This is a genomic window from Stenotrophomonas mori, from assembly GCF_023556335.1.
In the GTDB taxonomy this organism is placed as follows: domain Bacteria; phylum Pseudomonadota; class Gammaproteobacteria; order Xanthomonadales; family Xanthomonadaceae; genus Stenotrophomonas; species Stenotrophomonas mori.
Genome location: NZ_JAIKTS010000001.1, coordinates 1,575,729 through 1,597,255, shown reverse-complemented (window position 1 = coordinate 1,597,255; position 21,527 = coordinate 1,575,729). Strand labels below are relative to the sequence as shown.

At 68.7% G+C, this 21,527-nt stretch carries 16 protein-coding genes and 10 tRNA genes; 17 read left to right on the top strand and 9 right to left on the bottom strand.

Features of this window, described 5'->3' with window-relative positions; translation table 11 throughout:
• Positions 1-100: 100 nt before the first annotated feature.
• From lpxH to K5L01_RS07225, 8 genes are all read right to left on the bottom strand, one after another.
• Complete coding sequence (lpxH, locus tag K5L01_RS07260) at positions 101-847, bottom strand: UDP-2,3-diacylglucosamine diphosphatase (protein ID WP_250063252.1); 747 nt, start codon at positions 845-847, stop codon at positions 101-103.
• An 82-nt stretch (positions 848-929) separates the two neighbouring features.
• Positions 930-1,469: a phosphatase PAP2 family protein gene (locus K5L01_RS07255; RefSeq protein ID WP_250063250.1), complete on the bottom strand. Its 540-nt coding sequence runs from the start codon at positions 1,467-1,469 to the stop codon at positions 930-932.
• A complete protein-coding gene (locus tag K5L01_RS07250) occupies positions 1,450-2,586 on the bottom strand; it encodes a glycosyltransferase family 4 protein (RefSeq protein ID WP_250063248.1) in 1,137 nt (378 codons plus the stop codon). Before K5L01_RS07250 ends, K5L01_RS07255 begins: the two co-directional genes overlap by 20 nt.
• An 88-nt stretch (positions 2,587-2,674) precedes the next feature.
• Positions 2,675-4,201: an exopolyphosphatase gene (ppx, locus tag K5L01_RS07245; RefSeq protein WP_250063246.1), complete on the bottom strand. Its 1,527-nt coding sequence runs from the start codon at positions 4,199-4,201 to the stop codon at positions 2,675-2,677.
• A 112-nt stretch (positions 4,202-4,313) separates the two neighbouring features.
• Positions 4,314-6,407 carry a polyphosphate kinase 1 gene (ppk1, locus tag K5L01_RS07240; RefSeq protein WP_250063243.1) on the bottom strand — a complete coding sequence of 698 codons (2,094 nt, stop codon included), beginning with the start codon at positions 6,405-6,407 and terminating at the stop codon, positions 4,314-4,316.
• A complete protein-coding gene (gene phoR / locus K5L01_RS07235; protein ID WP_250063241.1) occupies positions 6,404-7,744 on the bottom strand; it encodes a phosphate regulon sensor histidine kinase PhoR in 1,341 nt (446 codons plus the stop codon). The genes ppk1 and phoR overlap by 4 nt, the downstream gene beginning before the upstream one ends.
• 75 nt (positions 7,745-7,819) lie before the next feature.
• Positions 7,820-8,509 (bottom strand): phosphate regulon transcriptional regulator PhoB, encoded by a 690-nt coding sequence (gene phoB / locus K5L01_RS07230; RefSeq protein ID WP_250063239.1) that lies wholly within the window; start codon positions 8,507-8,509, stop codon positions 7,820-7,822.
• Positions 8,510-8,642: 133 nt separating this feature from the next.
• Positions 8,643-10,292 carry a M48 family metalloprotease gene (locus K5L01_RS07225; RefSeq protein WP_250063237.1) on the bottom strand — a complete coding sequence of 550 codons (1,650 nt, stop codon included), beginning with the start codon at positions 10,290-10,292 and terminating at the stop codon, positions 8,643-8,645.
• Between the two features lie 138 nt (positions 10,293-10,430).
• Here K5L01_RS07225 and grxC point away from each other — a divergent pair, with 138 nt between their 5' ends.
• Positions 10,431-10,709: a glutaredoxin 3 gene (gene grxC, locus K5L01_RS07220; protein WP_250063520.1), complete on the top strand. Its 279-nt coding sequence runs from the start codon at positions 10,431-10,433 to the stop codon at positions 10,707-10,709.
• A gap of 620 nt (positions 10,710-11,329) precedes the next feature.
• Positions 11,330-12,334: an isocitrate dehydrogenase gene (locus K5L01_RS07215; protein ID WP_250063235.1), complete on the top strand. Its 1,005-nt coding sequence runs from the start codon at positions 11,330-11,332 to the stop codon at positions 12,332-12,334.
• A gap of 143 nt (positions 12,335-12,477) precedes the next feature.
• On the opposite strand, the gene K5L01_RS07210 is transcribed toward K5L01_RS07215, so the two are convergent.
• Positions 12,478-13,239 carry a Bax inhibitor-1/YccA family protein gene (locus tag K5L01_RS07210; protein WP_250063233.1) on the bottom strand — a complete coding sequence of 254 codons (762 nt, stop codon included), beginning with the start codon at positions 13,237-13,239 and terminating at the stop codon, positions 12,478-12,480.
• A 137-nt stretch (positions 13,240-13,376) separates the two neighbouring features.
• Here K5L01_RS07210 and K5L01_RS07205 point away from each other — a divergent pair.
• From K5L01_RS07205 to K5L01_RS07135, 15 genes are all read left to right on the top strand, one after another.
• Positions 13,377-13,453: transfer RNA gene (locus tag K5L01_RS07205), tRNA-Pro, on the top strand.
• A gap of 43 nt (positions 13,454-13,496) precedes the next feature.
• Positions 13,497-13,573 (top strand) — tRNA-Arg (locus K5L01_RS07200).
• 33 nt (positions 13,574-13,606) lie between these two features.
• Positions 13,607-13,683 (top strand) — tRNA-His (locus K5L01_RS07195).
• Between the two features lie 82 nt (positions 13,684-13,765).
• Positions 13,766-13,841, top strand: a tRNA-Lys gene (locus tag K5L01_RS07190).
• Positions 13,842-13,938: 97 nt separating this feature from the next.
• Positions 13,939-14,014: transfer RNA gene (locus tag K5L01_RS07185), tRNA-Lys, on the top strand.
• A gap of 127 nt (positions 14,015-14,141) precedes the next feature.
• Positions 14,142-14,226: transfer RNA gene (locus tag K5L01_RS07180), tRNA-Leu, on the top strand.
• Positions 14,227-14,397: 171 nt separating this feature from the next.
• Positions 14,398-15,693, top strand: a complete 1,296-nt coding sequence (gene tig, locus K5L01_RS07175) for a trigger factor (protein WP_250063230.1) — start codon at positions 14,398-14,400, stop codon at positions 15,691-15,693.
• A gap of 67 nt (positions 15,694-15,760) precedes the next feature.
• Entirely contained in the window at positions 15,761-16,387 is a 627-nt protein-coding gene (gene clpP / locus K5L01_RS07170) for an ATP-dependent Clp endopeptidase proteolytic subunit ClpP (protein WP_250063228.1), read from the top strand.
• A gap of 127 nt (positions 16,388-16,514) precedes the next feature.
• The gene (gene clpX / locus K5L01_RS07165; RefSeq protein ID WP_250063226.1) at positions 16,515-17,795 is read left to right on the top strand and encodes an ATP-dependent Clp protease ATP-binding subunit ClpX; all 1,281 of its coding nucleotides are present in this window, start codon (positions 16,515-16,517) and stop codon (positions 17,793-17,795) included.
• Positions 17,796-17,933: 138 nt separating this feature from the next.
• On the top strand, positions 17,934-20,390 hold the full coding sequence (gene lon / locus K5L01_RS07160; protein WP_250063224.1) for an endopeptidase La: 2,457 nt from the start codon (positions 17,934-17,936) through the stop codon (positions 20,388-20,390).
• A 208-nt stretch (positions 20,391-20,598) separates the two neighbouring features.
• Positions 20,599-20,871 carry an HU family DNA-binding protein gene (locus K5L01_RS07155; protein WP_250063222.1) on the top strand — a complete coding sequence of 91 codons (273 nt, stop codon included), beginning with the start codon at positions 20,599-20,601 and terminating at the stop codon, positions 20,869-20,871.
• A gap of 12 nt (positions 20,872-20,883) precedes the next feature.
• Positions 20,884-20,958: transfer RNA gene (locus K5L01_RS07150), tRNA-Val, on the top strand.
• 31 nt (positions 20,959-20,989) lie between these two features.
• Positions 20,990-21,066 (top strand) — tRNA-Asp (locus K5L01_RS07145).
• Positions 21,067-21,149: 83 nt separating this feature from the next.
• Positions 21,150-21,226 (top strand) — tRNA-Asp (locus K5L01_RS07140).
• A 69-nt stretch (positions 21,227-21,295) separates the two neighbouring features.
• A tRNA-Asp gene (locus tag K5L01_RS07135) sits at positions 21,296-21,372 on the top strand.
• Positions 21,373-21,527 lie beyond the last annotated feature (155 nt).

Here is a 21,527-nt window from a genome sequence, read left to right as displayed (position 1 = left end):
GGTGCCCGTCGTGGCCGCGTGCGGGGAACGGCCGGGGCGCGGTGCCGACGGGGGCCACAGGAGCGGGCGCGGTGGGTTCCGGCCCGGTGCGGTTCCTGGCTCAGGCGGCGCTCAGTGCATCCAGCCGGTAGCCGTGGGCATCCACCCGCAGTACCGAGCCCTGTTCGTACCAGTCGCCCAGCACGATGCGGGTACAGTCCCGTCCGCCGACCTGAACGCGGTGCACCGCGGGGCGATGGGTATGGCCATGGATCATCGTGTCCACGCCGTAGCGGGCGAAGGTGGCGGCGACCTCGGCCGGGGCGACATCGGTGACGACCTCGAACTGCGCGCGGTCGTCCTGTTTCAGCTCCGACTGCCGGGCCTGGCTGGCGGCGCGGGCCTTCTGCGCGAAGGCGATGCGCGCGTCCAGCGGTTGCGAGAGGAACTGGGCGATGAAGGCCGGGTCGCGGGTCTGCGCCCGGAACGCCTGGTAGGCGGTGTCGTCGGTGCACAGCAGGTCGCCGTGCTGCAGCATCACCGGTTTGCCGTACAGCGTGATCACGCAGGGGTCGGGCAGGATGCGCATCCCGGCGCGTGCGGCATAGGCCTCGCCCAGCAGGAAATCACGGTTGCCACGGATGAAGGCCACCGGGACCCCGGCATCGGCCAGGCTGCGCAGCGCCGTGGCGACTGCATCGGCGGCCGGCGAGGGCGTGTCGTCGCCGATCCAGGCTTCGAACAGGTCGCCGAGGATGTACAGCGCCTCGGCCTGGCGCGCTTCCCCGTGCAGGAAATCCAGGAACAGCTCGGTGATGGCCGGACGGCTGGGGTCCAGGTGCAGATCGGAGATGAACAGCGTGGTCATGCCCGCATTGTAGGGGCATTGTCCATGGCGCCGCCCGGGGAGGTGGACGGCGGCCCACGGTCGGCCCCGCCGACGGGGCGGCTCAGGACGGCAGCGGCCACAGCTGCAGCGAGGCGGCGCCCAGCAGCAGGGCGATGCCGGTCGCGGCCAGCACATCGCTGGGATAGTGCAGGCCGAGCACCACCCGCGACACCGCGACGCCGGCGGTGAACGGCAGCAGCAGCGGCGCCAGCCAGGGGTAGTAGGCCAGCGCGACCACCGTGAACGACACCGCGTGCAGCGTGTGGCCGGAGGGGAAGCTGTATTCGTCCAGCGGCGCAACCCAGGCGCGGATGCGCAGGTCGGCGGCGAACGGCCGCGGCCGCCGGGTCCAGCGCTTGAGTACCTTGTACAGGGTGAGCGCGGCCAGGCCGGTGGCGGCCATGTGCGCCGAGGCGCGCAGGCCGTCCATGCCGTCGGCCAGGACCAGGGCGGCCATCAGCAGGTACCAGAACATGCCGTCGCCGAGCCGGCTGATGATGGCGAACACGGTGCGGACGCGGCGGTGGCGGCCGTACTGGTTGGCACGCCGGCACCAGCGCGCCTCGCGCGCGAGCAGGCCGTTACGCGGCAGCGGCGACATGATCGTTCTCCCGGTGGGCGAGCTGGAGCAGCAGGGCTTCGAACTCGGCGACGACCTGGTCGGGATGTAGTTGCTGCATGGCCTGGCAGGCGTGTCGGCCGAGTGCCGCCCGCAGCGGATCGTCGCCGGCCAGGAGCAGCGCCGCGTCGATGAAGCCGGCATCGTCCCCGACCGCCAGGCCGCTGTGCCCGTCCTGCAGGTGCTCGCGGGCGGCGCCGTAGTCGAAGGCGACGGTGGCCACGCCGCTGGCCATGGCCTCCAGGGTGACGTTGCCGAAGGTCTCGCTGCGGCTGGGGAACAGGAACAGGTCACCGCTGGCGAAATGGCGTGCCAGGTCCTGTCCGCGCTGCAGGCCGCAGAACACGAAGTCGGGGTTGTCGCGGGCGAGGCGTTCGCGCAGCGGGCCGTCGCCGACCCACACGAAGCGCGCCTCGGGACGCAGCCGCTGGAGGCGGCGGAACGCCTGCACGGCCAGGTCGAGGTTCTTCTCCGCGGCGATGCGCCCGACATGGATCACCGCCAGGTCGTGGTCGTGCAGGCCCCAGGCGCGGCGCAGGCCGGCATCGCGGTGCCGGGGCGAGAACTGCGATGCGTCCACCGCCCGGGCCAGGTGCCGGGGATGCCGGAAGCCGTTGCGGTGCAGGAAGTCCTGCAGTTCGCGGGTAGGGACCACGGTGGCATCGCCCTGGTTGTGGAAGCGGCGCATCCAGCCCAGCGCGGCCGGTTGCAGCCAGGTGGCGCCATAGTCGGGCAGGTAGCTGTCGAAGCGGGTATGCAGGCCGGTGGCGACCGGGATGCCGAGCCTGCGCGCGGCGCGCAGCGCCGACCAGCCCAGGGGGCCTTCGGTGGCCACGTAGACCGCATCGGGCCGTTCGCGGCGCCACTGCTGGGCAAGCCGGTAGGGGGCGGGCAGCCCGAAGCGCAGGCCCGGATAGCGTGGCAGGGCGAGGCCGGCGACCAGCAGTTCGTGCGGATTCTGCGCAGTGCCCGGCTGGCGTGGACGCACCAGGTCCACGGTGTTGCCGCGCGCGCGCAGGCCGCGCTCCAGGCCCTGGACGGTCAGGGCGACGCCGTTGACCTCCGGCGGATAGGTCTCGGTGACGATGGCATAGCGCATGGCGGCCTCCCTTTGCCGGCAAGCGTGCCGGGCCGCCGTGGCGGGAAGGTGTCCGTCCGGTGACCGCCGCATGACAGCGGCGGGGGCGTCAGGCGATGAACGGGCGGAAGGTGATGCCCAGGCCGCTCATGCCGTCGTGCTCGCCGGCCAGGTCGGCGCGCAGCAGCGGCCGGGCGTCGATGTAGGCCTGGTCCAGCACCAGCGACAGCGTGTTGCCGTCCACGCCCAGGTCCAGCAGCGGGATCGGGTCGTCCTCGCGGGCGCGGTGCAGCAGCACCGCCAGGCGCAGCAGGGCGGCGGTACGCCGGGCCGGCAGCACCAGGCGGTCGGGCAGGGCGTCGAAGACGGTCTTGGGGATGCCGCGGCGGTGGGTGCGGATCAGCGCGGCCAGCATCTGCTGCTCCTGGCGCGAGAACCCGGCGATGTCCGAGTGCTCGATCACGTAGCTGCCGTGGGTGTGGTAGCCGCTGTGGGCGATCATCAACCCCAGTTCGTGCAGGCGCGCGGCCCAGCCGAGCATGCGCGCGTCGTCCGAATCCAGCTTCCAGGACGGGGCGACCTGTTCGAACAGGCGCTGCGCCGTGGCTTCCACACGCTGCGCCTGGGCCTCGTCGATGGCGTACCGCCGGATCAGCGCGGCCACCGATTCGTCGCGCGGGTCGTTGTCGCCGGCACGGCCGACGATGTCGTAGAGGATGCCTTCGCGCATGGCCGCCTTGCTGACCAGCAGCTTCTGCAGGTCCAGCGCCTGGAAGGCGGCCTCCAGCACCAGCACCCCGCCGGCGATGATCGGCCGCCGTTCGCTGGCCAGTGTCGGCAGGTTGATGTCGTCGATGTGCTTGGCGCGCAGCAGCTCCTCGCGCAGTTGCGGGAGAGCCTGCGCGGTGATCGCGCCCTTGCTCAGCTTCATCGCCGCGCAGATCTCGCTGATCGCCTTGTGGGTGCCGGACGAGCCCAGCGCTTCATGCCAGCCCAGTGCCCGGAAGCGGGCGGCGAACGGCTGGAACTCGGCGCCGATCTCGGTCAGCGCCTCTTTCCAGCGCTTGCGGCTCAGCTTGCCGCCGGGGAAGAAGCGGCGGGTGCTGGCGATGCAGCCGGCCTGCAGGCTCTCGCGCTCCAGCGTCTGCATGCCGCTGCCGATGATGAATTCGGTGGAGCCGCCGCCGATGTCGACCACCAGCCGCCGCTGGCCGGTCCGTGGCGGTTGCGCATGCGCCACGCCCAGGTAGATCAGGCGCGCCTCCTCGCGGCCGCTGACCACTTCGATGGCATGGCCCAGCGCGGTCTCGGCCGGCATCAGGAACGACAGCGGCGAGCGCAGCCGGCGCACGGTGTTGGTGGCCAGGGCGCGTACCCGGTGCGGCGGGATGCTGCGGATGCGCTGGCCGAAACGGGCCAGGCATTCCAGCGCGCGCTGCCGCGCCTCGGCGGACAGCCCGCCCTTGCCGTCCAGGCCATCGGCCATGCGCACGGTTTCGCGCAGCCGGTCCACCACCCGCAGCTGGCCCATCAGGTAGCGGGCGATCACCATGTGGAAGCTGTTGGACCCCAGGTCGATGGCGGCCAGCAGGTCGCCGTCCTGCAGCGGGGGGAAGGTCGTGGAAGACTGGGGCATGGGCGAATGGTAGCGGATGGCGGAATCGGGAACATGGATGCCCGTGCCGGACGCGGCGGTGAAGGCGGGCGTGGCGCCGGCGGCTGTTTCCGGCGCCGGCGCGGGGCGGTGCCTACAGCGACTCGAGCAGCGCCAGCTGTGCCGAGTGCAGCGGCTGCCCGGGGGCCGGGACGCACTTGCGGTACTGGCCGTCGGCCTGCAGTTCCCAGGCGTTGAGGTTGTCGTCCAGGTAGTTCTGCAGCGCCTCGCGGTAGATGCGCCGGGCCACGTCGCTGTCCAGGATCGGGAAGCAGGTTTCCACCCGTCGCAGCAGGTTGCGTTCCAGCCAGTCGGCGCTGGCGCAGAACAGCTCCGGCGCGCCGTTGTTGCCGAACCAGTAGACCCGGCTGTGCTCCAGGAAGCGGCCGACGATCGAACGGACGCGGATGTTGTCCGAGACGCCCTCCACGCCCGGCCGCAGGGTGCAGGTGCCGCGCACGATCAGGTCGATCTGCACGCCGGCCTGCGAGGCGGTGTACAGGGCGCGGATCACCTGCGGCTCGTTGAGCGCGTTCATCTTGGCGATGATGCGCCCCGGCTTGCCGTCGCGCGCCAGCTGGGTCTCGCGCTCGATCCGCTGCAGCAGGCCCGGATGCAGGGTGAACGGCGATTGCAGCAGGCGGTCGAGCTTCATCTTCGGCGCCAGCCCGGACAGCTGCTGGAACAGCTGGTGGACATCGTTGCCGATGTCGGCGTCGGCGGTGATCAGGCTCAGGTCGGTGTAGGCGCGCGCGGTGCCGCTGTGGTAGTTGCCGGTGCCTAGGTGGACATAGCGGCGCAGCTTGCGCCCTTCGCGGCGCACGATCAGCAGCATCTTGGCGTGGGTCTTGAAGCCGACCACGCCGTAGACCACCTGCACGCCGGCGTCCTGCAGGCGGTCGGCGAGGCCGAGGTTGGCCTCCTCGTCGAAGCGCGCGCGCAGCTCCACGACCACGGTCACGTCCTTGCCGTTGCGCGCGGCCTGGATCAGCGCCTCGACGATCCCGGAGTCCTTGCCGGTGCGGTACAGGGTCTGCTTGATCGCCAGCACGTTCGGGTCCACCGCCGCCTCGCGGATCAGCTCCAGCACGGTGCTGAACGAATCGAACGGGTGGTGCAGCAGCACGTCGCGGCGCGCCACGGTGGCGAAGATGCCTTCGGAGGTCTTGAGCACCCGCGGCGTCATCGCCGGGTACTTCAGGTCCGGGCGTTGCACCAGGTCGTAGACCTGGATCACCCGGTTGAGGTTGACCGACCCGTCGATGCGGTAGGCGGCGTTCTCGGACAGTCCGAAATTCTGCAGCAGGGTCTGCATGATCGGGCGCGGGCAGTCGTGGGCGATCTCCAGCCGCACCGCGGGGCGGTAGCCGCGGTCGACCAGCTCGTCGCGCAGCGCCAGCGCCAGGTTCTCCACTTCCTCCTCGTCCACCACCAGCTCGGAGTTGCGGGTGACGCGGAACTGGTAGGCGCCGCGCACGTCCATGCCCGGGAACAGTTCATCGACGAAGGTGGACAGCACCGCCGACAGCAGCACGAAGTCCTGCGAGCCGCCCAGCGAGCGCGGCAGCTGGATGATGCGCGGCAGCGAGCGCGGCGCGCGCACCAGCGCCAGGTGGCCGGTGCGGCCGAAGGCGTCGGTGCCCTTGAGCACGACGACGATGTTCAGCGACTTGTTGAGGATCTTCGGGAACGGATGCGACGGGTCCAGTCCCAGCGGCGAGAGCACCGGCATGATCTCGTTGCGGAAATAGGCGCGCAGCCAGCGGCGCTGGCGCGCGGTCCAGGTCGAGGACGAGAGGATGCCGATGCCGGCCTCCTGCAGCGCCGGGCGCAGCACGTCGTTCCAGCAGCGGTACTGCTGGTCGACCAGTTCCGCGGCGCGCTCGTGGATCGCGCCGAGGATCTGCTGCGGGCTCAGTCCGTCCGGTGCCGGCGGCAGCCCGAACTCCTGCGCGTGGCGCACCGCGGCGGCGCGGATCTCGAAGAACTCGTCCAGGTTGGTGCAGGAGATGCAGAGGAAGCGCAGCCGCTCCAGCAGCGGTACCTGCGTGTCCATCGCCTGTGCCAGCACGCGGAAGTTGAAGTCCAGCTGCGACAGTTCGCGGTTGATGTACAGCGCCGGATCGCGCAGCGGATCGCTGGTGGCGCTGGGAGCGGCGGTGGCCAGAGGCGGGAGGGGCGCGTTCATGCCGGAGGGGCTTCCGTGGACGGGGGCGAAAGGGGGGCGCTGCGGGGGCGGACGTGCTCGGCGTCGAAGTGGCAGGCGAAGATGCTGCCGCGGCCGACTTCACTGTGGATCTCCAGCCGCGCCTGGTGGAGACCGAGGATGTGCTTGACGATGGACAGCCCCAGACCGGTGCCGCCGCTCTCGCGCGAGCGGCTGCTGGACACGCGGTAGAAGCGCTCGGTCAGCCGCGGCAGGTGGTTGGCGGGAATGCCGTAGCCGGTGTCGGTCACCGCCAGCAGCGCGCCGTCGCCTTCGTTGGCGAAGCGCAGGGTGATGCAGCCGCCGGCCGGGGTGTAGCGCACCGCGTTGGTGACCAGGTTGGAGAAGGCGCTGTGCAGCTCCTTGTTGGAGCCGGCCAGGTCGACGTCGGCGGTGTCCTCCACGACGATGGTGTGGCGGCCGTGGCTGTGCGCCTCGGCTTCGCGGCGCAGCGAGGCGAGCATAGAGCTCATCGCCACGGTGTCCAGCTCGGTGTGCTGCTGCGATTCCAGCCGCGACAGCGTCAGCAGGTCCTCCACCAGCTGCGCCATGCGCTGGGACTGCTTGCGCATCTCCGCCAGCATCGGCCCGGTGTCGGGGAAGTCCTCCGGGTCCATCATGTCCAGGTAGCCGTGCACCACGGTCAGCGGCGTGCGCAGCTCGTGGGAGACGTTGGCGACGAAATCGCGGCGCACCTGCTCCAGGTGCAGCAGCTTGGTGACGTCGCGCGCCACTAGCAGCCAATGGTGGTCGGAATAGGGGATCAGGCGCAGGTGCAGGCGGATGCCCGGGTCCACCGGCGAGCTGGCGTCCAGGATCGGTTCGGCATTGCGGCCGCCGGCCAGCCAGTGCGACAGCGGCAGCGGCTGCAGGCGTTCGACCAGGGCGGCGTCCATGTCCACGGGATGCCGCAGGCCAAGCAGCGACGTGGCGGCCTCGTTGAACCATTGGATGCGCTGGGTGTTGCGGTCCACCACCACCACCGCGTCGGGCAGCGCGGCGGCCGCGGCGCGGTAGCTGCGCAGCATGTCGATCAGGCGTCGCTTGCGTGCGCGCATTTCCTGCTGGTTGCGGTGGAGCAGGCGGTCCAGTTCGTTCCAGACGCCGGTGCCGTCGGCCGTCTCCCAGCGCTGGCGGGCGGTCAGCCGCCGCAGTACCTGGCGCAGCCGCCAGTAGTGCCAGGCGAGGATGCCCAGCGCGGCCAGCGCCACCACCGTCGCCGGGGCGCCGAGCAGCGCGCCCAGCAGCCCGGCCACCAACAACAGCGCGGCCAGGGTGGCCAGCGTCTTCAACCAGGCGGAGCGGAATTGGCGGGGCATTGCGGTCTCGAAAGGAGCGGCGGGCGCCGGCGGCGGAAGCAACGGGAGAGGCGGACCGGCCGGCGGCCGGCCGGCTCAGACCGACGCCGAGAAGCGGTAGCCGGCACCCCGTACGGTCTGCACCATGTTCTCCGCGCCGAACGGCTCGAGGGTCTTGCGCAGCCGACGGATGTGCACGTCGATGGTGCGTTCCTCCACGTACACGCTGCCACCCCACACGTGATCGAGCAACTGCGAGCGGCTGTAGACGCGCTCGGGATGGGTCATGAAGAAGTGCAGCAGGCGGTACTCGGTGGGACCGATCGCCACCGGCGCGTCGCCGGCGAACACGCGGTGCGCGGCACCGTCGATGCGGATCGGGCCGATGGCCACGCTGCCGTCTTCGTCGTCGTCGCGGGTGCGGCGCATGACCGCGCGGATCCGCGCCAGCAGCTCGCGTGCCGAGAACGGCTTGACCACGTAGTCGTCGACGCCGGCCTCGAGCCCGCCGACGCGGTCGTTCTCCTCGCCGCGGGCGGTGAGCATGATGATGGGGACGTCGCGGGTGAGGCTGTCCTTGCGCCAGCGCCGGGCCAGTTCCAGGCCGCTGGTCCCGGGCAGCATCCAGTCCAGCAGGATCATGTCCGGGACGCGGTCGGCGATGGCCGTCTGCGCCTCCAGCGCGTCACCGGCATGCACCGGCTCGTATTCCCCCTTGCGCAGGGCGAAGGCGACCATGTCACGGATCGCCGGTTCGTCGTCGACAATAAGGATGCGTTTCTGCACGTCGTGTCTACCGTAATGCCTGATCGGACTGGGATGTGCCCAGTAGACTACGGTTTGATGACGGGTTTGTGACAGGCGGGCGGCGGGGTGCGTCCGGCGCCGTCTGCGGTTCAGCAACGGGCCGGCGCGGGCCTCAGTGGCGCTGCATGTCCGGGTCGCGCACGCCCAGCCGACGCATCTCCAGTACGGTCGGCATGATCGCCTCGATCCGGGCATCGACCCGGGCGCGGTTGACGTAGTCCAGCCCCGGCTGCTTGAGCAGTGCCTGGAACTGCAGCAGCGCCTGCTCCGGGCGGCCGTTGAGGTAGGCGGCTTCGGCATAGGCCTCGCTGGCGCGGCTGGTGTCGCCGGCCAGCTCGCAGGCACGGGCGAAGGTGCGCTGGAACACCGGGTCGTCGCCGGCGCGGGCCAGCAGTGGCCGCAGCATCGCCTGGGCACGCTTTCCGGCGTCCACGCCCCCCTGCTCGTTGAGCACCTGGGCGTAGGTCAGGGCCACCGGCCGGCTCTGCGGCAGTTTCTGCAGCAGCGCGTCGAAGCGGCGATTGGCCTCGGCGTGGCGGCCGCTGCGCGACTCGGCCTGGCCCAGGGCCAGGCTCACCCACAGGTTGTCCGGGTGCTCGGCATGCAGCGCCTGCAGTTCCTCCAGCGCCTCGCGCACGGCGCCTCCGCCGTCGCGCAGCCGGGCGATGGCCACACCGTAGCGCTGCGGGTCGCTCAGGCCCTCGGGCTGGCTGCGGCGCAGGTCCTGGTATTCGCGCACCAGCTCGGCCGGCGTCGGCGCGCTGAGCACGCGCAGCCGTTCGCGGGCCCAGTCGAAGCGGCCACTGGCGCCGCGCGGCAGGTCGATCGACGGCAGCGTCAGCTGCATCGAGCCGGGCAGCAGCGGGTTGCCGCTGGCCGAAAGCGGGTCGGGGGCGGGGGCGGCCGGGTCCACCCGTTCGCGGCGGATGCCGGTCGGTGTCTGCGTGGTCAGCAGCACCGTGCCTTTCTTCATCTGCTCGGCGCGGGCCTTGGCCTCGCTGATGCGGGTGACCGTGACCGGGTGGGTGCGCAGGAAGTCCGGGGTGGAGTAACCGCCCTCGTTGCCGCGCATGGCCGCGGACATGCGTTCGAAGAAACCGGCCATCGCATCGACGTCGTAGCCGCTGCGGGCCAGGGTGCGGATGCCCAGCCGGTCCGCTTCGGATTCGTTGGAACGGGTGAAGTTGATCTGCAGCTGCTGCATCAGCCCCATGCCCGAACTGATGGCGGCCATGGTGGCGTCGCCGGACGAATTGCCGCCGGCCTGCTGGGCGGCGACCACCGCCGCCAGCATGCCGAGCAGGATGGGGATCTGGTCGCGCTGGGCCTTCTCCACGCTGCGCAGCACGTGCTGCTGGGTGACGTGGGCGATTTCGTGCGACAGCACCGCCGCGACCTCGTCTTCCTGCTCGGCGGTCAGTACCAGCCCGGCATTCATGCCGATGTAGCCGCCCAGCGTGGCGAAGGCGTTGATCTGCCGGTCCTTGAGCATGAAGAAGGTGAACGTCTGCTGCGGCTGGGCGCTGTTGGATCCCAGCCGGGTGCCCATCGCCTGCAGCCAATCGTCGATCAGCGGGTCATCGAGCAGGTAACCGTAGTTGCGCAGCTCGCGCAGCATCATGCCGCCGTACTCGGCCTGCCGCGCGGGCGTGAGCAGCTCGCCGGCGGACGAACCGATGTCCGGCAGCTTGCTGTCCTGGGCGCGGGACAGGGGCGAGGCCAGGGCCAGGGTGAGGGCAGTGGCGAGCAGCAGCGTGCGCAAGGGAACGCCTCGGGTAGGGTGTGCGGAGGATGGCGGGGAAACCGCGCCCGGGTGTGAAGCACAGGTTAACCCGCAGTGCCGCAGTCGCGGCCGGCGTGATCCGGCGCGCCGCTACCATAATGGGACAACTTTCCACGTCTGGAGTTTCCCGTGACTGGTCGGACCCCCGAAATCACCCTGTATTCCACCGCGGTGTGCCCGTACTGCGTGGCCGCCAAGAATTTCCTCAAGAGCAAGGGCCACAGCTGGACCGAGGTCCGCATCGACCTGGACCCGGTCGAGCGCGAGAAGATGCTCGGCCTGACCCGGCGTACCAGCGTGCCGCAGATCTTCATCGGCGACGTGCACGTCGGCGGTTACGACGACATGATGGCCCTGCATCGCGCCGGCAAGCTCGAACCGCTGCTGGCCGGCTGAAACCGGCATCCGCCGCGCCTGGCCGGCGTTGCCGGAGCGCGGTGCCGAGAGGCAACGCCGCGGGCAGCCGCGGCCCATATGGAAGAGGCCTCACGGAGGCCTGAGCGTAGCGGCGGCGTGGCCGCTGCCGCCGGCTTCCCGGAGCGCATGGGGCGTCATCCTTGCCGGGTCCAGCCGCGGTCGTCGCCCGGCGTTTCCGGGCGTGGGCGTGCCGCCCCGCATCGCCCGCTGGCGGGAGGCGGTCAGCGCCATCGATCCGGCGATCCAGGCGCCGGGGGTGCCTCCGGCCCCGCCCCCATGGCATGCGGTGGATGCCCTCGACCCGTCGGACGCCGTGGGCGCCGCGCCGCCGCCCGCGGAGACGCCTGGTCTGCCGTGGCCGTCGGAGCAGGCCATAGGCCAGCAGGCCGGAGCAGCATGGTCACCCCGGTGGGCGGCGGAATGCCGGCCGGGGCGCCGGTCCCGGGTCCGCGGCCCTGTCGGCGGTGCGGTTCCGGCCGGTCCCCGGGTGGGGACGGTAAAGGGGGGATCGGGCATAATTGTCCATTGAAACTTTCAGATGCGCTTGGATGCGGGCAGCCGAGCCGGCGCACCCCCCTCTCTCGTTCGGAACCCAAATCATGACGCAGACAATCACCGTCATCCGTGGCGATGGCATCGGCCCGGAAATCATGGACGCGACCTTGTTCGTGCTCGACAAGCTCGGTGCCGGGCTGTCCTACGAATTCGCCGACGCCGGTCTGGCCGCGCTGGAAAAGCACGGTGAACTGATTCCCGCCAGCACGCTGGAGTCGATCAAGAAGAACAAGGTGGCGCTGAAGAGCCCGCTGACCACGCCGGTCGGCGGCGGCTTCAGCTCGATCAACGTCGCCCTGCGCCGGCAGTTCGACCTGTACGCCAACGTGCGCCCGGCGATCTCGTTCCCCAATACCCGTGCGCGCTACGAGAACATCGACCTGATCACCGTGCGCGAGAACACCGAAGGCGCCTACCTGTCCGAGGGCCAGGAAGTCTCCGCCGACGGCGAGACCGCGTTCTCGGGCACCCGCATCACCCGCAAGGGTTCCGAGCGCATCGTGCGCTACGCCTTCGAGCTGGCGCGCAGCACCGGCCGCAAGAAGGTCACCGCGGTGCACAAGGCGAACATCATCAAGTCGACCTCGGGCCTGTTCCTGAACGTCGCCCGTGAGGTGGCCGCGAACTACCCGGACATCGAGTTCCAGGAAATGATCGTGGACAACACCTGCATGCAGCTGGTGATGCGTCCGGAGCAGTTCGACGTGATCGTCACGACCAACCTGTTCGGCGACATCATTTCCGACCTGTGTGCCGGCCTGGTGGGCGGCCTGGGGCTGGCGCCGGGTGCCAACATCGGCGAGGAAGCGGCCATTTTCGAGGCCGTCCATGGCACGGCGCCGGACATCGCCGGCAAGGGCATCGCCAACCCCGGCGCGCTGCTGCTGGGCGCGGCGCAGATGCTGGACCATCTTGGCCAGGTGGAGAACGCCGCGCGCCTGCGCAAGGCGATCGTCGCCACCATGGAGGCCAAGGATGCGCTGACCGGCGACCTGGGCGGCACCGGCGGCACGATGGACTTCGCCCGGGCCATCGCCAGCCGCCTGTAATCCAGCGGCCATGTGCTGCCGGGAACGTCGCGCGACGCGCGACGTTCCCGTTCATGGCGGCGCGCCTGCCCGGTCACCCGCCGGGCCGTGCCCCGGACGAAGAAAGGCGCCTCGCGGCGCCTTTCTTCGTTTCCGGAAGCGCGTCAGTTGCGCGACTGCAGCTTGGAGAGCAGGCGCAGGAACTCGATGTACAGCCATACGAGGGTGACCATCAGGCCGAAGGCCCCGTACCACTCCATGTACTTCGGCGCGCCTGCTTCCACGCCGTTCTCGATGAAGTCGAAATCCAGCACCAGGTTCAGTGCGGCGACCACCACCACGAACAGGCTGAAGCCGATGCCGATCAGCCCCGAATCGTGGATGAAGGGGATGCGGACACCGAACAGGCCGAGCACGATGGTCGCCAGGTAGACCAGGGCGATGCCGCCGGTGGCCGCGACCACGCCGAGCTTGAAGTTCTCGGTGGCCTTGACCAGTCCGCTGCGGTAGGCGAACAGCAGTGCGAACAGGGTGCCGAAGGTCAGCAGCACGGCCTGGAACACGATGCCCTGGAAGCGCGCTTCGTAGATCGCCGAGATGGCGCCGAGGAACAGGCCCTCGGCCAGGGCATACAACGGCGCGCTGACCGGCGCCCAGTGCTTCCTGAAGATGGTTGCCAGGGCGAGGATGAAACCGCCGATCGCGCCGCCCCACAGGTACAGCCGCGCGCCGGCGGCCAGCTCGCCGCTGGCGGTGAGGGTCTGGCTCCAGGCGAATGCCGCGGTGAGCACGGTCAGCAGGAGCAGTAGCCCGGTCTTGTTGACGGTGCCGTTGAGGGTCATGGCGTCGGCATGGCGTGCCAGCACCGCGCCGCTGGCGGGATCGAGGAAGGTGGAATCGGAAAGGGCGGGGTTGCCGCTGCGCATGGCCAGGCTCCGGAAGTGGGTGCGGGATGCCCGCAGCATAGCCAAGCGGATCGAACAGGGCATTCCCCCGTTGACAGGTTGCTCCACAATCCCGACAATGGCCGCCCTTTCGGGGGCAACCTCGAGAGATTCACCGCCGGGGTATAGCGCAGTCTGGTAGCGCGCCTGCTTTGGGAGCAGGATGTCGGGGGTTCGAATCCCTCTACCCCGACCATCCAGCGATCCAAGGCGCGTTGGAGTGCGACAATCCGGTCAGAGCGCCCGTAGCTCAACTGGATAGAGCACCGGCCTTCTAAGCCGGCGGTTACAGGTTCGATTCCTGTCGGGCGCGCCATCGGCGCAAGCGGTGGGCAGTTGTTTTTCAGTGGTGGCTGTAGCTCAGTTGGTTAGAGTACTGGATTGTGATTCCAGTGGTCGGGGGTTCGAATCCCCTCAGCCACCCCACTGATCCGAGGAGTCCGCGATGCGGGCTCGCAGGGTTGTAACGGAGGGCGGGTAGCGGTAGTATTCGCCCTCTGGTTTTTCAGGGCCGTTAGCTCAGTTGGTAGAGCAGTTGACTCTTAATCAATTGGTCCAAGGTTCGAATCCTTGACGGCCCACCAATTCGAGACAGCCATCCGGTACGCCGGGTGGCTGTTTTTTTCCGCCGGGCTCCGTCCCGCGGAAGCCGGCGCCGCAGGTGGCGCGGCCGTTGCATACGGGCTGTTAGCTCAGTTGGTAGAGCAGTTGACTCTTAATCAATAGGTCCAAGGTTCGAATCCTTGACAGCCCACCATCCAAGGGCATCCGCCGAGGCGGATGCCCTTTTTTCTGCCGGCAGGAGAGGGCAGTGGCCGGGTGCGGCGCTGAGGGTGCCGCGGCGTGCGGTTTTGCGCGCGGGACTGCGATAATGCCCGCCGGAAGCGAAAGTGGCGGAATTGGTAGACGCCCTGGATTTAGGTTCCAGTGCCGCAAGGCGTGGGGGTTCGAGTCCCCCCTTTCGCACCATCCGCGTGCCGGTCCGGCGGCCGCGCCGCCCTGTGCCGTCCTGCGGCAGGCTGGCAGCGCCGCCCGGAATCGGCGAAACTACAGGGCTGCGACGGAACCGTGTTTTCGTCGGAAACCGTTCATTTTCCACATCGAACCGGGGCACGGGTGCCGCCGGTGGCAGGAGTCCACATGCAAGCATCGATCGAATCCACCGGCAACCTGGAACGCCGCTTGACCTTCTCCCTGCCGGAGGAGCGCTTGCAGGGGCACATCGCGGGCCGGCTCGGCGAAATCGCGCGCACCGTCCGCATCAAGGGCTTCCGCCCGGGCAAGGTGCCGGCCAAGGTGGTCGAGCAGCGCTTCGGGCAGCAGGTCCGTGCCGAGGCGGTGGATGGCCTGCTGCGCGAGACCTTCGATGCCGCGCTGCGCGAGCATGAGCTGCGCATCGCCGGCAATCCCCGCATCGACAAGGCCGGCGAGGGCGAATTCGATTTCGTCGCCACCGTCGAGCTGGTGCCGGACTTCGGCGAGATCGATGTCGCCAAGCTCACCGTGGTGCGCCACACCGCGGAGGTCTCCGACGCCGACATCGAACAGATGATCGAGAACCTGCGCCAGCAGCGCCGCAGCTGGAAGGCGGTGGCGCGCGGTGCACAGCAGGGCGATCTGGTCGCCCTGGAAACCTGGTCGCAGGCCGGCGATGAGCGCCTGCCCGCCGAGGGTGTCGAGAAGGGCAGCATCGTCATCGGCCAGGGCATGATGTTCGAGCAGATCGAGCAGGGCCTGGTCGGGCTGGCCAAGGGTGAGGAAAAGACCCTGGACGTCGCCTTCCCGGCCGATTGGCGCGTTCCGGCGCTGGCGGGCAAGGAGGTCAAGGTCACGGTCAAGGCCACCGACGTGTCCGAGCCGGTGGTGCCGGAGGTCGATGCCGCCTTCATCAAGAGCTTCGGCGTGAAGAACGGCGAGGCGGAGCAGTTCCGCGCCGACATCCGCTCCAACCTGGAGCGCGAGCTGAAGGGGGCGCTGATGAACCGCCTGCGCCGTGAAGTGGGCGAGCAGCTGATCGCCGCCTACGCTTCGGTGGAGCTGCCGCCGCGCCTGGTCGAGAACGAGGCGCGCGGGATGCTGGCGCAGCAGGTCGAGGCCATCCGCAACCAGGGCGGCGACCCGGGCCAGGTGCCCGCCGACGCCCACGAGGGCTTCAAGGAGGCTGCGTCCAAGCGCGTGCTGGTCGGCCTGCTGGTCGGCGAGGTCGCGCGCCGGAACGACCTGCGCCTGGATCCGAAGCGCCTGAACGAAACCATGCGCCTGATCGCCTCCACCTACGAGGAGCCGGAGCAGGTCATTGAGATGTACCGCAATGATCCCCAGTTGATGGGGGGACTGCAGAACCGCGTGATGGAAGAGCAGGTCATCGACTGGATCGCCGAGCGTGCCCAGCACACCGAGCAGCCGCTGTCGTTCCAGGAAGCGATCCGCCCGTAAGGCGGCCGCGCCCCGGTCCGCCCCTGGCGGGCCGGGCGTACCCTCCCAAGATTAGGTGCCCTACGTAATGGACAACCGAGCCAAAGCCCTGAACATGGTGCCGATGGTGGTCGAACAGACCAGCCGTGGCGAGCGCGCCTACGACATCTATTCGCGCCTGCTCAAGGAGCGGATCATCTTCCTGGTCGGCCCGATCGACGACCATGTCGCCAACCTGGTGGTGGCGCAGATGCTGTTCCTCGAGGCGGAGAATCCCGAGAAGGACATCAACCTGTACATCAACTCGCCCGGCGGCGTGGTGACGGCGGGTCTGGCGATCTACGACACCATGCAGTTCATCCGGCCCGACGTCAGCACCATGTGCATCGGCCAGGCCGCCAGCGCCGGCTCGCTGCTGCTGATGGCCGGCGCCAAGGGCAAGCGCCTCGCGCTGCCGAACTCGCGGGTGATGATCCACCAGCCGTCCGGCGGCGCGCAGGGCCAGGCGACCGACATCGAGATCCAGGCGCGCGAGATCCTGTACCTGCGTCAGCGCCTGAACGGGCTCTATGCCAGCCACACCGGGCAGCCGATCGAGCAGATCGAGCGGGACATGGAACGCGACCGTTTCCTCAGCGCCGAGGGCGCCAAGGAATACGGCCTGATCGACCAGGTGGTCGAGCGCCGCTCGGAGGAGTCGATCCAGCTGGCATGACCACGGCAAGTAGCCGGAAATACGGTGTTTTCTGCAGGGTCGGAAGCGGACTGGCGTCCTTCCGGCCCTGTGTTATTCTCGAATTCGAACCCCCTGTTCATGGGGGGAGCAACTGGGTAAGCGAAGCATGAGCGAAGACCGGCAAGGTCGTTCCGGGGACAGCGGCAAGATTCTCTACTGCTCGTTCTGCGGCAAGAGTCAGCATGAGGTACGCAAGCTGATTGCGGGTCCGAGCGTGTTCATCTGCGATGAATGCGTGGAGCTGTGCAACGACATCATCCGCGAGGAGCTGGAGGAGAAGGCGCAGTCCGCGCGCAGCTCGCTGCCCAAGCCGCGCGAGATCCTCGAGGTCCTGGACCAGTACGTGATCGGCCAGAGCCGCGCCAAGCGCACGCTGGCGGTGGCCGTGTACAACCATTACAAGCGCATCGAGAGCCGCCAGAAGAGCGACGACGTCGAGCTGTCCAAGTCCAACATCCTGCTGGTCGGCCCCACCGGGTCGGGCAAGACGCTGCTGGCCGAGACGCTGGCGCGGCTGCTCAACGTGCCGTTCACCATGGCCGACGCGACCACGCTGACCGAAGCCGGCTACGTGGGCGAGGACGTGGAGAACATCATCCAGAAGCTGCTGCAGAAGTGCGACTACGATGTCGAGAAGGCGCAGCAGGGCATCGTCTACATCGACGAGATCGACAAGATCTCGCGCAAGAGTGAGAACCCGTCGATCACCCGCGACGTGTCCGGCGAGGGCGTGCAGCAGGCGCTGCTGAAGCTGATCGAGGGCACGGTGGCCAGCGTGCCGCCGCAGGGCGGGCGCAAGCATCCGCAGCAGGAATTCCTGCAGGTGGACACCAAGAACATCCTGTTCATCTGCGGCGGCGCGTTCGCCGGGCTGGACAAGGTGATCCAGGCCCGTTCCTCGGACAACAGCAGCATCGGCTTCGGCGCCAAGATCAAGAGTTCCGAGCGCAAGCAGGAAGTCGGCAAGGTGCTGGCCGGGGTGGAGCCGGAGGACCTGATCAAGTTCGGGCTGATTCCGGAGTTCGTCGGCCGCCTGCCGGTGGTGGCGACCCTGGAGGAGCTGGACGAGGAAGCCCTGGTCAAGATCCTGACCGAGCCCAAGAACGCCATCACCAAGCAGTTCCGGAAGCTGTTCGAGATGGAGGGCGTGGAGCTGGAGTTCCGCCCGGACGCGCTGTCGGCGATCGCCCGCAAGGCGCTCAAGCGCAAGACCGGTGCCCGCGGCCTGCGCACCATCGTCGAATCGGTGCTGCTGGACACCATGTACGACCTGCCGTCGCAGGACAACGTGAGCAAGGTGGTGGTCGACGAATCGGTCATCGAGCAGACCTCCGAGCCGTACGTGATCTACCAGACACCGCCGGCCAAGGCGGCGTCCGGCGACTGACGCGACGCCGTGGCGGCCGGGTGAAGACCGGTTCAGCTGGCCCCGCGGCCGCCACTTGCATCACCCCGCCGATGGCCCCATAACGGGGCCATCGGCTTTTTTACGGCCGCCCCATTCCTGTATCCCCGCGGAGCCCCCATGGCCCAGTCCCAAACCGAAGTCCTCGACCTGCCGGTCCTGCCACTGCGCGACGTGGTGGTGTTCCCGCACATGGTCATTCCCCTGTTCGTCGGGCGCGACAAGTCGATGCAGGCGCTGGAACGGGCGATGGAGGCGGACAAGCGCATCCTGCTGGTGGCGCAGAAGTCGGCCGAGACCGACGACCCCGCAGCCGCCGACCTGTACACGGTCGGCACGCTGGCCCAGGTGCTGCAGCTGCTCAAGCTTCCCGACGGCACCATCAAGGTGCTGGTCGAAGGGCTGGCGCGGGTGTCCGTTGACGGCATCCGCGAGCACGAGGGCGCGCTGCAGGGCACCGGCACCGAGCTGGAGTCGGGCGAATCGCGCGAGCCGCGCGAGCTGGAGGCGATCGCACGCTCGCTGATGTCGCTGTTCGAGCAGTACGTCAAGACCAACCGCAAGCTGCCGCCGGAGCTGCTGCAGACCCTGAGCGGCATCGACGAGCCGTCACGCCTGGCCGACACCATCGCCGCGCACATCGGCGTGCGCCTGGCCGACAAGCAGCGCCTGCTGGAAATGCTGCAGGTCGGCGACCGGCTGGAAATGCTGGTCGGCCTGGTCGATGGCGAGATCGACGTGCAGCAGCTGGAGAAGCGCATCCGCGGCCGGGTCAAGTCGCAGATGGAGAAGAGCCAGCGCGAGTACTACCTCAACGAGCAGATGAAGGCCATCCAGAAGGAACTGGGCGACCTGGACGATGCGCCGGGCGAGCTGGACGAGCTGGCGCGCAAGATCGCCGAGTCGGGCATGCCCAAGGCGGTCGAGACCAAGGTCAGGAGCGAGTTCAACAAGCTCAAGCAGATGTCGCCGATGTCGGCCGAGGCGGCGGTGGTGCGCAACTACCTGGAATGGGTGCTGGGCGTGCCCTGGAAGAAGCGCACCAAGGTGCGCAAGGACCTGAAGGTCGCGCAGGACACCCTCGATGCCGACCACTACGGCCTGGACAAGGTCAAGGAGCGCATCCTGGAGTACCTGGCGGTGCAGTCGCGGGTGCGGCAGATGAAGGGCCCGATCCTGTGCCTGGTCGGGCCGCCGGGCGTGGGCAAGACCTCGCTGGGCCAGTCCATCGCCAAGGCGACCAACCGCAAGTTCGTGCGCATGTCGCTGGGCGGCGTGCGCGACGAGGCCGAGATCCGCGGCCACCGCCGTACCTATGTCGGTTCCATGCCGGGCCGCATCGTGCAGAACCTCAACAAGGTCGGCAGCAAGAACCCGCTGTTCGTGCTCGACGAGATCGACAAGATGTCGATGGACTTCCGCGGTGACCCGTCCTCGGCGCTGCTGGAGGTGCTCGACCCCGAGCAGAACAACGCCTTCAACGACCACTACCTGGAAGTGGACCTGGACCTGAGCGAAGTGATGTTCGTGGCGACCTCGAACTCGCTCAACATCCCGGGCCCGCTGCTGGACCGCATGGAAGTGATCCGCATCCCCGGCTACACCGAGGACGAGAAGCTCAACATCGCCCTGCGCTACCTGGTGCCCAAGCAGTTCAAGGCCAACGGCCTGAAGCCGGAGGAGCTGGCCATCGAGGAGGATGCCGTCCGCGACATCGTGCGCTACTACACGCGCGAATCGGGCGTGCGCAACCTCGAGCGCGAGATCGCCAAGATCTGCCGGAAGGTGGTCAAGGAGATCGCGCTGGCCGGGCCGCAGCCGGCGAAGAAGGCCGCCAGGAAGACCGCGCGGAAGCCCAGGGCACTGGTCGTGGTCGACGGTGCCAACCTGGACCACTACCTGGGCGTGCGCCGCTTCGATTTCGGTCGCGCCGAGGAGGCCAACGAGATCGGGCTGGTCACCGGCCTGGCCTGGACCGAGGTCGGTGGCGACCTGCTGCACATCGAGTCGACGCTGATTCCGGGCAAGGGCGCGGTGACCCTGACCGGCCAGCTGGGCAACGTCATGAAGGAGTCGGCCACCGCGGCGCTGTCGGTGGTGCGCGCGCGCGCGGAGGTGCTCGGGATCGATGCGGACTTCCTGCAGAAGCAGGATGTGCACCTGCACGTGCCCGACGGCGCCACCCCGAAGGACGGGCCCAGCGCCGGCATCGCCATGGTCACCTCGCTGGTGTCGACCCTGAGCAAGGTGCCGGTCCGCGCCGATGTCGCCATGACCGGCGAGATCACCCTGCGCGGCCGCGTCACCGCCATCGGCGGACTCAAGGAAAAGCTGCTGGCCGCGCTGCGGGGCGGCATCCGCACCGTGATCATCCCCGAGGAGAACCGCAAGGACCTGGCCGACATCCCGGACAACGTGACGCGCGACCTGGAGATCGTCGCGGTGAAGTGGATCGACGAAGTGCTGGACATCGCGCTGGAGGCGCCGCTGGCGCCGAAGAAGGCCGGGAAGAGCGGTCCGCGGGTCTCGGTACGCACCCGTACGAAGGCAGTTCCAGCGGCGCGCGTCAAGCACTGATGATGAACGCGAAAACGCCCGAAACCCCTGTCGTTATTGGCTTTTCGGCTTGCGCGGGTAGGGGGGCGCTGGTATAAAAGTGCGACTCACACGCCCGCCGGATGAGCGGGCGTCGTGTTTGCAGGATCTTACGGTTGCCGCCGCTGCTGTGACGGGCGACGACTAACCCAATCTATTACGCGGGTTGCCGCATAGGGAGTTTTACATAATGAACAAGACCGAATTGATCGATGGCGTCGCTGCTGCCGCTGACCTCTCCAAGGCCGAAGCCGGCCGTGCGGTCGACGCCGTCGTCGCCGAGATCACCAAGGCGCTGAAGAACGGCGACGCCGTGACGCTGGTCGGCTTCGGCACCTTCCAGGTCCGCGAGCGTGCCGAGCGCACCGGCCGCAACCCGAAGACCGGCGACACCATCAAGATCGCCGCCTCGAAGAATCCCGCTTTCAAGGCTGGCAAAGCCCTGAAGGACGCTGTAAACTAAGCGGCTCACCGAGGGTGCTTAGCTCAGCGGTAGAGCGTCTCCCTTACAAGGAGAGGGTCGGGGGTTCGAAACCCTCAGCACCCACCACTAAGCAGCACCATCGAGAAGTATTGAAAGTGGAGCGGTAGTTCAGCTGGTTAGAATGCTGGCCTGTCACGCCGGAGGTCGCGGGTTCGAGTCCCGTCCGCTCCGCCAGTTTCAAGAAGGCCCCTGAGTGATCGGGGGCCTTAGCTTTCTCTACCCTCCCGTGGAGGCCGAGAAGGCGGAAAGTCAAGTGCGGAGCGGTAGTTCAGCTGGTTAGAATGCTGGCCTGTCACGCCGGAGGTCGCGGGTTCGAGTCCCGTCCGCTCCGCCAGTTCCACCCGCCGTCGCGGGCATCGCCTGTCCAGCAGGCATGCGGCGCCGGCCCAGTGTTTCAAGACGCGGAGCGGTAGTTCAGCTGGTTAGAATGCTGGCCTGTCACGCCGGAGGTCGCGGGTTCGAGTCCCGTCCGCTCCGCCATTGAATCCCAAGCCCCGGGCAGTGCCCGGGGCTTTTTTTTACTCCGGGGTGCCGTGCACGTGCCGGCGGCGGGCGGCGCGCCCCTGCCGCCGGGGCCGGTCCGGCTGGGAGTCGGGCGGGAAGCGGGGTACACTGCCGGGCTCGCCAATCAGGCC